This window comes from uncultured Campylobacter sp. (assembly GCF_938039205.1).
In the GTDB taxonomy this organism is placed as follows: domain Bacteria; phylum Campylobacterota; class Campylobacteria; order Campylobacterales; family Campylobacteraceae; genus Campylobacter_A.
The window spans coordinates 93,355-105,940 of sequence record NZ_CALHVM010000059.1 but is presented as its reverse complement, the minus strand read 5'-3'; the positions used below and the strand labels follow the sequence as shown (position 1 = coordinate 105,940).

The 12,586-nt window shown below is 43.3% G+C and carries 13 protein-coding genes and 2 pseudogenes; 11 read left to right on the top strand and 4 right to left on the bottom strand.

All coding sequences use genetic code 11. The features are described from left to right. Window positions 1–111: 111 nt before the first annotated feature. Together Q0394_RS10350 and Q0394_RS10345 are read left to right on the top strand one after the other, a co-directional pair. Window positions 112–318 (top strand): annotated as a pseudogene (locus tag Q0394_RS10350) (IS1595 family transposase); the annotation flags it as partial. A 228-nt stretch (window positions 319–546) separates the two neighbouring features. Further along, window positions 547–1,123: pseudogene (locus Q0394_RS10345) on the top strand (transposase); the annotation flags it as partial. A 72-nt stretch (window positions 1,124–1,195) separates the two neighbouring features. Here the strand turns inward: Q0394_RS10345 and Q0394_RS10340 are convergent. The 4 genes from Q0394_RS10340 to aspS form a co-directional block, all read right to left on the bottom strand. Next, entirely contained in the window at window positions 1,196–1,420 is a 225-nt protein-coding gene (locus Q0394_RS10340; RefSeq protein ID WP_298947455.1) for a NirD/YgiW/YdeI family stress tolerance protein, read from the bottom strand. Next, entirely contained in the window at window positions 1,398–1,580 is a 183-nt protein-coding gene (locus tag Q0394_RS10335; protein WP_298947453.1) for a hypothetical protein, read from the bottom strand. The genes Q0394_RS10340 and Q0394_RS10335 overlap by 23 nt, the downstream gene beginning before the upstream one ends. A gap of 137 nt (window positions 1,581–1,717) precedes the next feature. After that, window positions 1,718–2,284, bottom strand: a complete 567-nt coding sequence (locus tag Q0394_RS10330; protein WP_298947451.1) for an adenylate kinase — start codon at window positions 2,282–2,284, stop codon at window positions 1,718–1,720. A 295-nt stretch (window positions 2,285–2,579) separates the two neighbouring features. After that, the gene (gene aspS, locus Q0394_RS10325) at window positions 2,580–4,331 is read right to left on the bottom strand and encodes an aspartate--tRNA ligase (protein ID WP_298947449.1); all 1,752 of its coding nucleotides are present in this window, start codon (window positions 4,329–4,331) and stop codon (window positions 2,580–2,582) included. A gap of 93 nt (window positions 4,332–4,424) precedes the next feature. Between aspS and Q0394_RS10320 the strand changes: the two genes are divergently transcribed. The 9 genes from Q0394_RS10320 to lptC all read left to right on the top strand — a co-directional run bounded on the left by Q0394_RS10320 (window position 4,425) and on the right by lptC (window position 12,586). Next, window positions 4,425–5,318, top strand: a complete 894-nt coding sequence (locus Q0394_RS10320) for an NAD(+) kinase (RefSeq protein WP_298947447.1) — start codon at window positions 4,425–4,427, stop codon at window positions 5,316–5,318. Then, complete coding sequence (locus Q0394_RS10315) at window positions 5,311–6,834, top strand: AAA family ATPase (protein ID WP_298947445.1); 1,524 nt, start codon at window positions 5,311–5,313, stop codon at window positions 6,832–6,834. Before Q0394_RS10320 ends, Q0394_RS10315 begins: the two co-directional genes overlap by 8 nt. Before the next feature lie 71 nt (window positions 6,835–6,905). Continuing rightward, window positions 6,906–8,159: a diguanylate cyclase gene (locus Q0394_RS10310; RefSeq protein ID WP_298947443.1), complete on the top strand. Its 1,254-nt coding sequence runs from the start codon at window positions 6,906–6,908 to the stop codon at window positions 8,157–8,159. Then, complete coding sequence (locus Q0394_RS10305; protein WP_298947441.1) at window positions 8,159–8,944, top strand: TatD family hydrolase; 786 nt, start codon at window positions 8,159–8,161, stop codon at window positions 8,942–8,944. Before Q0394_RS10310 ends, Q0394_RS10305 begins: the two co-directional genes overlap by 1 nt. A 12-nt stretch (window positions 8,945–8,956) precedes the next feature. Then, window positions 8,957–10,168, top strand: coding sequence for a lytic transglycosylase domain-containing protein (locus tag Q0394_RS10300; RefSeq protein WP_298947439.1), 1,212 nt, complete (start codon window positions 8,957–8,959; stop codon window positions 10,166–10,168). Beyond that, complete coding sequence (locus Q0394_RS10295; RefSeq protein ID WP_298947437.1) at window positions 10,152–11,018, top strand: septal ring lytic transglycosylase RlpA family protein; 867 nt, start codon at window positions 10,152–10,154, stop codon at window positions 11,016–11,018. Before Q0394_RS10300 ends, Q0394_RS10295 begins: the two co-directional genes overlap by 17 nt. A 1-nt stretch (window position 11,019) precedes the next feature. Continuing rightward, window positions 11,020–11,583 carry an imidazoleglycerol-phosphate dehydratase HisB gene (gene hisB, locus Q0394_RS10290; protein WP_298947435.1) on the top strand — a complete coding sequence of 188 codons (564 nt, stop codon included), beginning with the start codon at window positions 11,020–11,022 and terminating at the stop codon, window positions 11,581–11,583. Then, window positions 11,580–12,068 (top strand): HAD hydrolase family protein, encoded by a 489-nt coding sequence (locus Q0394_RS10285; protein ID WP_298947433.1) that lies wholly within the window; start codon window positions 11,580–11,582, stop codon window positions 12,066–12,068. Before hisB ends, Q0394_RS10285 begins: the two co-directional genes overlap by 4 nt. Then, window positions 12,059–12,586, top strand: a complete 528-nt coding sequence (gene lptC, locus Q0394_RS10280; RefSeq protein ID WP_298947431.1) for an LPS export ABC transporter periplasmic protein LptC — start codon at window positions 12,059–12,061, stop codon at window positions 12,584–12,586. Before Q0394_RS10285 ends, lptC begins: the two co-directional genes overlap by 10 nt.

The window sequence follows — 12,586 nt, the reverse complement described above, 5'->3', positions numbered from 1 at the left end:
AAAACGAGAATCAGGGCAGGCTAAAATTTGATGGGCATTACGGCGGTAAATTTGATGCTAAAAAGTAAAAGGCCCAATATAAGTTAAAAACTTTCAAAGGAGTTTTTAACTATGATCCTATTGATAAAAAATAAGTATATAATCCGTTCCCGAATTTCAGAAAAGAAATTTAGAGAAATTCTCAAGTACTTTGCAGAGGATATAGAGGCTACTAAAATAGCAAATTTAACCGGGATTTATAGAATTTCCATTTATAAGACTCTAAAAAGCATTAGAGTTTTGATGTCTCAAGAGTGTGAAAAGATATCTAAGTTTTCAACAGGGAACTAGCGGAAACATTTTAACCGAAACAAGCCGAGATATTAAACTTTTATTTGAGAAACCAGCTTTGGATAAGCTCGGGGTGTTTTGTAGGGTGTATCATACAAGTTTTCAGGTGAAATTTCCAGCTCGCAAGCTCGCCTAGAAGCTCCGCTTTGAAATAGACGAAAGTTACTTTTACTTCGCTTTGCTCGTAACTGCGTCTTGAAAAGCTACAAGCGTAGTGAAGTAGAGCAGAACGGAGCTAAGAGAGTAAGAGGTAAGAGAGGTAGAGGAGCAAACGGAAAGCAACCGGTATTTCTATTTCGCTACGCTCGTAGCTGTAAACAGACGGAATGCTAAAGTGTGACGGTAAGGTCTATACCCAGATAGTTAAAAACTGCTCCGCAAGTTAACTGATACCGATACTGTCGGAGTTTAGCGATCTGGACGAGAGTGTAATTTACTCTGATTGTTGGAAGGCTTATGATGGATTAGTAGATTATGGAGCCAAAGCTCACTACAGAGTAAAATACTCAAAGAATGAATTTTAAGCTACGCTACGCTTGCTACTTTGCAAGACGCTAATGGTAAAAACCATATAAATGGCATAGAAAACTTTTAGCTGCGACTTCGTCTTGCTACTGTAAGCAGATGGGGATATGCTAAACATAGACTAGCTAAATTTAAAGGAATAAAGAAAGAGAATTTTCTGTTGCACCTAAAGGAATCTGAATTTAGATTTAATAACAGTAAAGATACAAAAACTTTCTATCATATTTTACTAAAGATGATAAGAGAGAATCCGCTTAGCTTATCTTGAGCCAAGTAAAATTTGTAAATTTTGGGGAATTAAAATTTGGGGAAAATTTAAGGCGGCGAACCGCCCCTAGAATTATTTGATTATTTCGATACTTTTTACGTCGATAGAGGTTTTCATAAAATCTTTATCGACCTCGCCGTAGATGCGCACGGGCGTATTTTCATCGTCGGTTACGCCTCTCCAGTCCTTGTGATTGATCTCAACTTCGATCGTGTCGCCGTTTTTATCGACGAACTGATAGTGCTCAGGGCGAAACTCGGATACGATCTTGCCTTCAAGCACGACGCGGAGCGTCATCGGGTAGCGCTAGGGCTTGCTTTACCGTGCTTGCGCTCAAGGGGCCTTTGCCGACGAAGCCGCCTTGATTTGCTGCGTTTTGTGCGCTTGAGCCAGTAAATCCGCCTGCTGCAAACATCGCACTAGCAAGAGCCGCTGATAAAACTATTTTCTTAAACATTACGTATCCTTTAAAATTTGATGTGATTTTCGTGAAATCATAGTGCGGATTTTAATGATATTTCGTGAATTATTTGTTAATTTGTATTTATGGGAAGCTTAAATTTAGAGCCTGGCTTGAGGCTCTAAATTTAATATTTATAGGCTATTTACGAGGGCTTTGACGTCGGCCACGATAGGCTCGATCGCACGCTCGCCGTTTACGACGTGAAGCAGACCTTTTTCTTTATAAAATTTGCGTATAGCCTCGATCGGTTCTAGATAAACTTTAATGCGATTGTTGAAGACTTCGTTGTTGTCGTCGGCTCCGCGTGCTCGTCCGAGTACTCTCTCGCGTGCGACGGCTTCGCTAACGTCCACTTCGATCACGCCTTTTAGTGCGATCTCGTTTTGCGCAGCTAGCACCTTGTCTAGCTCGGTCATCTGCTCGACGCTACGTGGATAGCCGTCGATGATGACGTTTGATTTGTCCGAGCTTTTGATCGCCGAAACTATCGCGTTTACGACGACGTCAAGCGGGACCAGGTTGCCTTTTGAGATGAAACCGTCGATTAGCTTGCCTAGCTCTGAGCCGCTGGCAACCTCTGCGCGTAGTAGATCGCCCGTTGAGAAGTGCGCAAATTTGGCGTCCTCTTGTGCGATTAATGACGCATCGGTGGTTTTGCCGGAGCCTGGAGCGCCGATGATTAAAAATAGTTTTTTCATAAATTTTCCTTTAAACGGCTTGCCTTTTTCTGCTTATACTTCGCTCGATTTTAAATTTTAAGCTCGATGAACTACGTGTTCTATCTGCATTAAAAATTAAAATCCGCCTCGTCTAAGCGAAAAATACTTCGCCTTTTCTTTAAAATAAAAAATAAAATTCAATAAATTTGTAGCGGAAGTATCGCCAAGCTAGACTAGGCGGTTTTAAAATTTAAGCGTGCGCTAGGCGTGTAGCCTGCGGAGCGTAAAATTTTAAAACCAACGACGTATAGCGCGGCGAGACGATGCTTCATACTTATTTTTCTTTTTCTCGCAGCCTTAGTCCCAGCTCTCTTAGCTGCTCACCGCTAGCTTCGCTCGGCGCTTTCGTTAGTGGGCACTGAGCGCGCTGGGTTTTAGGGAAGGCGATGACGTCGCGGATCGAGCTGGTTTTGTTTACTAGCATATTTAGCCTGTCAAAGCCGATCGCTATACCGCCGTGAGGAGGCGCGCCGAAGCTTAATGCGTCGAGCAAGAAGCCGAATTTCTCGCGTTGCTCAGCCTCGTCGATACCAAGCAGTTTAAATACCTTTTGCTGAACATCGTTTTTGTGTATCCTCACGCTGCCGCCGCCAAGCTCGTAGCCGTTAAGCACGACGTCGTGAGCGACCGATAGGATATCCTCGAGATCGGGCTCGTCGATGTTTTTAGGCATGGTAAACGGATGGTGCATAGCTGAGTAGCTGCCGTCGTCGTTTTGCTCAAACATCGGGAAGTCAAGCACCCATAAAAACTCCATTTTGTTTTGGTCGATGATACCCATTTGTTCGGCGAGGAAAATCCTAAATCGACCCATGTAGTCAAGCACGACTTTTTTCTTGCCGGCGCCGAAAAATACGACGTCGCCGACTTTTAGCTCGCAGCGAGCGACGATCTCGTCAAGGTCGCTTTGCTCGAAAAACTTGCAAAGCGGTCCTTTTAGCCCGTCCTCTTTCATCTGGAAGTAGCCAAGGCCCTGAGCGCCGAATTTGCGGACGAATTCCTCAAAACGGTTCATCTCGCGCTTGCTAAAGATATTATCGCCGTTTGGCACTTTTAGCGCTTTGATGCGGTTTTTCTTAGGCTCGCTTGCGATTTTGCTAAATATTTCATTGCTAGAGCGCGCGAAAATGTCGACAACGTCGATCATCTTTAGATCATAGCGCAGATCTGGTTTGTCGCTGCCGTAGCACTCGGTCGCCTCTTTGTAGCTCATGCGTCGGAAAGGTATTTGGATATCGTATCCGCATGCGGCAAATACGTCTTTTAGCATATTTTCGGCCATATTTAGGATATCTTCTTGTTCGATGAAGCTCATCTCAATATCTATCTGCGTAAATTCCGGCTGTCTATCGGCGCGCAAGTCCTCGTCGCGGAAGCATTTTGCGATTTGGAAATATTTATCAAAGCCAGAGCACATCAAAAGCTGTTTAAAAAGCTGTGGGCTTTGCGGCAGGGCATAAAACTGGCCCGGATATACGCGGCTAGGCACTAGATAGTCTCTTGCGCCTTCAGGCGTTGCGCGCGTTAAAATCGGCGTTTCAAACTCGATAAAGCCCATTTTATCTAGGCTGTTTCTAGCTGCGATCGCCGCTTTTGAGCGCATTTTAAAGATATTTTGAAGTTTTTCGTTTCTAAGGTCCAAAAATCTATATTTTAGTCTGATGTCCTCGTTTACGCTCTCGTCGCCGATGACGAAAGGTAGCGCCTCGCTCGGGTTTTCGACGATCACTTCGCTAGCGATTACTTCGATCTCGCCCGTTTTTAGGCGCGGATTTACCAGGCCTTCGCCGCGAGCGCGGACCTTGCCTTTTATCCTTAGCACGTACTCGTCGCGAACGTGCGACGCGGCCTCGTGAGAGCTCTTGCTATCTGCCGGATCGCAGACGATCTGGATCAGTCCCGTGCGATCGCGCAGGTCCAAAAATATAACGCCGCCGTGGTCGCGGTAGGTGTTTACCCAACCGCAAAGCGTAACTTCTTTGCCTATGTCGGCACTGCTTAAATCAGTGCAGTAATGGCTACGCATTTTCACTCCTTTTGCTGTTTTTAACGCGCCCATTATACTAGAAATTTGCTTTTTCCCAGCTTTTTTAAAACAAAATGTGATAAAATCCGCTCTATGAAAAAAGAGAATTTATTACTTCCGACTAAGGTAAAAAAAGTCGGCCTAGTCGCGAAAATCAATGGAAATTTAGTTAAAAACGCGCGAATCCTGCGTGAGATTTTAGCTCGTTACGGCGTTCAAATTTTGTTTGAAAACGCGGCGGCTAAACATTTAAATTTAAAAGAGGGCTCAAATTTACAAGGATTTGAGGTTTGCGAGCTAGCGCATGAGTGCGATTTTTTGATTTCGCTCGGAGGCGACGGCACGATCATCTCACTTTGCAGAAACGCGGCCGAGATTTCGCCCTTCGTGCTAGGCATCCACGCGGGCAGGCTTGGATTTTTGACCGATATCACGATGAATGAATGCGAGAAATTTTTCGCCGAGTTTTTTGAAGGCAAATTTGAGGTTGAGACCCCTTTTATGCTTGATGTTTTTTTGCACAAAAAAAGCGGCGAAATTTTACACAAAATCGCATTTAACGATGCGGTAATCGTGGGCGAAAAGGTAGGTTCTATGACGCATGTGGAGGCCTTTTGGAACGAAAAATATTTTAATGCGTATTTTGGCGACGGCGTCATCGTCTCTACGCCCGTTGGATCAACCGGATACAACATGAGCGCTGGCGGAGCGATAACATATCCTTTGAGCGAGGTGTTTTTGGTGACGCCCGTTTGTTCGCACTCGCTCACGCAGCGCCCAGTAGTGCTTCCGCGCGGATTTGAGATCAAATTTAAAACCGCGAGCGCGGCGGTGCTGGTTATCGACGGGCAGGAGCGGTACAAAATGGGCGAGCTAGAGAGCGTGAGCATGACGCTAAGCGCGAGCACGGCGCGACTAATCCGCCACGTCGGGAGAGATTATTTTCAAATTTTAAAAGAAAAGCTGCATTGGGGTTATAATGATTGAGCGGATTTTGATAAAGCAAAATTTGAGTTTTGAAAACGTCGAGTTAAATTTCGGGCGCGGGCTTAGCGTCTTTACAGGCGTGAGCGGTGCTGGCAAATCAGTCCTGATGGGCTCGATAATGGCGGTTTTGGGGCTAAAGGACAGTGAGGCAAAGCTCATCGAGGCCGACGTCTCGCATAAATTTGACCTTGAGGAATTTGGCTTAGAGAGCGAGGAGATAAATACCTTTAAGCTTTTTCGGGACAAAACGACGCGGTATTTTATAAACTCACAAGCCGTTTCTAAAAAAAATCTAGCCAGCATCGCTAAAGAGCATGTCAAATACCTATCTGCAAAGGAAATAAACGAATTTGAAAACGATAGATTTTTAAATTTGCTAGATGCTTTGCAGGCGAAAAAAGATGCTAAATTTAACGAAATTTTGAGCGAATTTAGGCTCAAATTTGATGAATTTAGCCAAATTTCTCGCGAGCTAAAAAAAATAATCGATGAAGAAAAAAAAGTGGAGGAGCTAAAGGAATTTGCTTCTTTTGAAATCAATAAAATAGAAAGCGTGAGCCCGAAAATCGGCGAATTTGACGAGCTGATGGAGCTAAAAAAGCGCCTGAGTAAAAAGGATAAAATTTTAGAAGCGTGGAATAGGGCGGAGCAAATTTTTAATTTCGAACAGGCCGTGACCGACGCGCTAAACATCAGCGATATCGATAGCAGCTTTTTTGAAGAGGCGATGAACGAGCTGCGAGTGGCGCGCGAAAATCTAAACATGGACGAGCTAGAAGACGTGGATATCGAGGGCGTGCTAGACCGCATCGAGGCGATAAACTCGCTCGTGCGTCGCTACGGCGGCGAGGAAGAGGCTTTGCAGACGCTAAAAACTCGCAAGGCAGAGCTTGCAAGATATGAAAATATAAGCTTTGAAAAGAGCGAGCTGGAGCGTAAATTTAAACAAAACGAAACCGCAGTAAACGCGCTGGCAGACAAAATCAGCCAAGCTCGCGCGGCAAATTTAAAGGAGCTTGAGTCGCTCATAAATTCGTTTCTAAAAGAGCTTTATATGAGCGAGATTTCATTAAAGATAAATAGCAAAACCTTAGACGCCACCGGCAGGGACGAGGTAAATTTGAGCCTAAACGAGACGGCGCTAAAAAATCTAAGCTCGGGCGAGCTAAACCGCTTAAGACTAGCTTTTATCGCGAGCGAAAGCAAGATCACCGGAGGCGGCGAGGGCGTCATAATCCTAGATGAAATAGATGCGAATCTAAGCGGAAAAGAGGCGATGAGTATCGCAAACGTGCTGCTAAATTTGGCCGAATTTTATCAAATTTTTGCTATCTCGCATCAGCCGCAGCTAAGCTCTAAGGCCGATTCGCATTTTCTAGTAGAAAAACGTGGCGAAACTTCGATCGTAAGGGAGCTAAAAGGCGATGAGCGCGTAAGCGAGCTGGCCCGTATGATAAGCGGCGAACGCATCACCGAGGAGGCGATAAATTTTGCTCGCCAGCTTTTGGTTGTTTAAGTTTGGCTTAAAATTTAGGTTGAAAAAAGAAAAGTAATGGTATATTCTCGAAAATTTTTAGATGGGTATTTATGGAAAAAAGCAAAATTTTAATAGTAGAAGACAATAAAGCCTTAGCAAAGCTAATAGCTAAAAAGATGGAAGATAATACCGAGATGCAAGTAGACGTCGCTCACAGCTTAGCCGAAGCTCAGGCGTTTCTTACGAAGGCTAAGGATTATTTTATAACTTTGCTCGATTTAAATTTACCCGATGCTCCAAATGGCGAAGTAGTTGATTTCGTAGCGTCTAAGGGCTTACCGATTATAGTTTTAACGGGTAGTATGGACGATAAGACTAGAGAAACTTTTATGGACAAGGACATCGTGGACTACGTCTATAAGGGAAATATGAGCGACGTAAATTATATATTTCATATGATAGATAGGCTAAAAAATAACAAGCAGTATAAGGTCATGGTAGTAGAAGACGTAATGCAGACTAGAAATGACGTAAAAAAAATACTGCAAAATTTGCAGTTTCGAGTATTTACGGCGGCTCACGGTGAGGAGGCGATGAATTATTTTGCCGATAATCCCGATATAAAACTCGTGGTTTCTGATTACGGCATGCCGGTAAAAGACGGTTTGGCGGTTTTAAAAGAGCTAAGGGAACAAAAAGATAAAAACGAACTAGGCGTTATAATGATGACTAGCGCAAACGAAAACGTTAGCGGTGCGGTATTTTTGAAAAACGGAGCTAATGATTTTATCGCTAAGCCGTTTTTAAAAGAAGAGCTTATTTGCCGCGTAAATAATACTATAGAAAATATGGAAAATATCAATAAAATCGCAAATTTCGCCAATAAAGATTTTCTAACCGGATTATTTAATAGAAGGTATTTTTACGACGATATGCAAGAATATTTGGCTAGTTTGGAAGAAAATCCTATGCCTTACGCCGTAGCCGTGATCGACGTAGACGGTCTGAAAAATATCAACGATAAATACGGACAAGATAGCGGCGATAAAATTTTGAAACTACTGGCTAAAAAATTAATCGACGACACCAAAAGCAGCGATATAGCGGCTAGATTCGGCGGCGGAGAATTTTGCGTTTTATTAAAAAACGTATCGCAAGAAGACGCGGTTAAATTTTTTGTCGGATTAAGAGCCGCAATAGCAGCCAATCCGATAAATATTAAAAACGAACCGGTTAAAATTTCGGTCTCCATAGGCGTTACTTTCGGTAAAAGCGATTATAACGTCGACGAGATTTTAGAGCTTGCCGACGAGGCTCTTTACAGGGCTAAGCAAAACGGTCGAAATAGGGTGGAAATAGCCTGATGATAATAGACACGCACTGTCATCTGGACGATAAAAGCTTTGATAACGATCTCGCAAAAGTTATCGCAAATGCCCGAGAAAACGGCGTTGACGGAGTGCTAATACCGGGTGCTGATATTAATGATTTACCAAAAGCGGCTAAAATAACCCGCGAATTTGAAAATGTATTTTTTGCCGTCGGAGTTCATCCGTATGAGAAAGCGGGATTTGACGAAGAGGCTCTGCGTAAATTTGCGCGAGACGAAAAGTGTATAGCCGTGGGCGAATGCGGGCTTGATTATTTCCGATTGCCCAAAGACGAAAACGAAAAAGAGCTTGAAAAAGCGGAACAAAAGCGCGTATTTAGAGCGCAGCTTGATATGACCGTAGAGTTAAATTTGCCCGTTATTTTGCATATTAGAGATGCAAACGAAGATAGTTTTAATATCCTAAAAGAGTATGCAAGCAAGCTAGTTGCGGCGGTTTTACACTGCTATAACGCTTCGCCGTTGCTTTTAGAGCTTGCTAAAATGGGTGAATTTTATTTTGGCATTGGCGGAGTTTTGACGTTTAAGAATGCAAAGAATTTGGTTCAAATTTTGCCCCAAATTCCGCGAGATAGGCTACTACTTGAAACAGATGCGCCGTATCTAACGCCCGAGCCTTTTAGGGGGCGCAGAAACGAGCCTGCATTTACGCGATTAGTTGCGACGAAGATGGCTGAGATTTTAAATTTAAAAGAAGAAGAGGTAATGGAAATAACAACAAAAAGTGCAAAGAAAATCTTTACGAAATTTAACACGTAATCAAGGAGAAAAATGAAAATCTTTAGAGTAATAATGCTGTGTCTAGCATGTACGGGGTGGCTTTTTGCGACCGCGGCTAGCAGCGACGCAGAGCAAACCCAAAAGATGATATTAAAAGAATTTGACATAGATGCTAAATTTTTACAAAGCTCTCACTACGCTTCTATAAAAAATTCCATTAAAGATAGTAAAAGAAAAGAGTTTATAGATACCGTCAAAGGCGGCTATAAACATATCCCGATGCTTCAAAAGATTATAAAAGACTCAGGTATACCAGAGTCGTTTTTATATCTTGCTATGACGGAGTCCGGTTTTTCAAATCACATAGTTTCTAGCAAAAAAGCCATCGGAATTTGGCAGTTTATGGAGTCTACGGCAAAACTTTACGGTCTTAGAGTCGATAAATACACCGACGAGCGAAAAGACCCGATAGCGGCTACCGTTGCAGCTACAAAATACCTACAGAGTCTAAAAAATGACTTTGGTAAATGGTATCTTGCGATGATGGCTTACAACTGTGGCGACACTAGATTAAGGGAAGGTATTAAAAAAGCCGGAACTACCGATCTGGCAACATTGCTAGACGATAAAAAAAGCTATATTCCAAAAGAAACTAAAAATTTCGTCAAGAAAATTTTAGTCATTGCGCATATAGCAAAAGAGCAGGAAAATTTGCTGGCTAAAACGCAGGCCTTAAGTGGAACGAAAGGCATAGAACTATCAAAGATAGATGTCCCCGGCGGTACAACGCTAATGGAGGTAGGAGACAGCATAGGTCTTAGTCTAAAAAAGATGAAAGAGTACAATATGCATCTAAAATTCGTCTATACTCCACCTACGGAAAAACCTTATTATCTTTATATTCCATTAAACAAAAAGAAAATGTTTAGCGACAATTTCGAAGTAGCGCAAAATAGAAAATTTGAAATTTATACTGCCAAAGAGAACGATACGCTACTAACTATAGCGGAAAAAACCGGCGTAAATCATAAAATCATAAAAGAGTACAACGGACTTGCTTCAAACGAGATCAAGCCTAGTCAAAAGCTAGTTATCCCAAGTGAGCAAAACGTAAACTATCTAGCCGAGTATATGGTAAAAAGCGGCGATACGCTCGGAGAAGTTTCACAGAAATTTGACGTAGCGCTTGAGGATTTAAAAGAAGCCAATACTCTTATGAGCTCAAACAGCTCGATTGGAGCCAAACTTGCCGCAACCGAGTAGGGCTAAATTTATATTTTTTAGTCTATTTTTTGTATTTTTTATGAGCGGCTGTTCGTTCTTGACCTCGCCTTCCGGCGGGATTACCGCTAGCGGCGGCTCAAAAAAGAGCGGCAAAATAAACAGTTCAAAAGGTATACATGAAGCAACCATGCGCCCGTATACCATAAACGGAAAAACCTATTATCCGACCGTAGTCAAGGTCGGTGATAGGGCTAGCGGTATAGCCAGCTGGTACGGTCCGGATTTTCACGGTAAAAAGACGTCAAACGGTGAGACTTACGATATGCATGCTATGACGGCGGCACATAAGACTCTGCCGATGAATACGATGGTGCGCGTGACGAATATAAAAAACGGTAAAAACATCATCGTGCGTATAAACGACCGAGGCCCTTTCGTGGCAGGTCGCGTGATAGATTTGTCAAAAACCGGCGCGGTTAAGCTTGATGTATTTAACGCCGGCACGGCCCCCGTTTTACTAGAGGTTGTTGGCTTTAACGGCAACGTCGGCGGAGCTGTTGTAGCATCCTCTCAGCCTAGCTCAAAACAACCTAGCGGCTCGCTAAAAACGAGCACTCAAACTAAGGCGCAACCGCAACAACAGTCTTTTGTCGGCGGTATTTTTATGGTGCAAATCGGCGCATTTAAAAATTTAAGTGGCGCAAACGCTCATAAACGGCAGCACGCTGGACAATACGGCAACGGCGCCTATGATACTGTTATAAAGTCGTATGATCTTGACGGCGGTAAAATTTACAGGGTATTTATAAGCGGCTTTAGAAGCGAAGAAGAAGCAAAAGACTTCATAAGCGCAGGGCATATCTCGGGCGCATTTTTCGTGAGGGAATAAGATGCAAAGAAAGACAAAAGAGACGGATATCAGCCTAGAGCTTGAAATTTACGGCAGTGGCAAATCCGAGATAAGCACGGGCATAGGATTTTTTGACCACATGCTTGAGGCCTTTTGCAAGCATGCGCTTTTTGATATGAAGCTTGTTTGCAAGGGTGATTTGCATGTGGATTTCCATCATAGCGTGGAGGACGTGGGTATCGTTATCGGACTGGCTTTGCGCGAGCAAATTTATCCGCTTAGCGGCGTGGAGAGATTTGGCGAGGCGACGGTGGTGATGGACGAGGCGGCGGTAAACTGCGCTCTTGATCTTTCAAACCGTCCGTTTTTGGTATATGAAAGTATAAACGAGGGGAAAGTCGGCGAATTCGACATAGAGCTAGCGAATGAGTTTTTCCAGGCTCTAGCATTTAATGCCGCAATCACCTTGCATATCGCTAAAATCCGCGGACGAAACTCTCATCATATTTTGGAGGCCAGTTTTAAAGCCTGTGCCGTCGCGCTAAGAAGAGCTCTAGCCAAAAACGCTAGAGTCGGCGTGCCTAGCACGAAAGGCGTGCTATGATAGAGATTATATTTTTAGACGTCGACGGGTGCCTAACCGACGGCAAGATCGTTTATAGCCCAAACGGCGACGAGCTTAAATTTTTTGACGTTAAGGATGGATACGCTATCGAGAGCTGGCTAAAGCTCGGTAAAAAAGTCGCGATCATCACAGGCAGAAGCTCGCCTATCGTCGAAAAAAGGGCGCAGGATCTAAAGATAACGCACGTCTATCAAGGCATTAGCGATAAATTTGAAACCGCAAAACATATACTTAAATTTGAAGGACTCGAGTTTGAAAATGCAGCAGCAATAGGTGACGATTACAACGACTACAAGCTACTAAAAAGCGTCGGATGGAGCTTTAAACCGAAAAATGCGATCAAAGAGCTTGAAGTAAGAACGAGGCTCAACTATAAAGGCGGCAACGGCGCGGTGCGCGAGATGATAGAGATACTTATCCGCAGCGAGGGCTTAATGCAAGAGTGGGCTAAGCGTTGGTTATAAGGATTTTTTACCTAGTCGTCAGCATTTTTAGCGTGGCGATGGTTTATTTGGCGATTGAGGAGCCTTACTATAGCGAGCTCTTAAAGGGCGGCGAAGTGACTACAAACATGCAGATGAACGCAGTCACTGACTACGAGATGAATGCTACTGTAGTAAATGCTAGATATGAAGCCGATACGTGGAATAGATACTCGGAATTTGACGAATTTATCAAATTTAGAGCGGAAATCTTTAAAGATAACAAAGAGCATAACGTGAGCTCCGATAAAGCGTTTTATAACGGCGGTCGAATTATACTTCAGGGTAACGCGCGCTATGCAAATAATGAAAATTTGACCTTTTTATCAGAAGAGGTCATTTATAGTACTGCAACAAAAGTAGCTACTACGCAAACGCCTTTTACGCTAACGAAAAACGAGGATAAAATAGTCGGCAAAGCCCTGGTTTACGACTTTGAATTAAAAAAAGCTTATATCAAAAAGGCCTTTGCTTTGATAGAGCAAGATAGAAAAAGATAG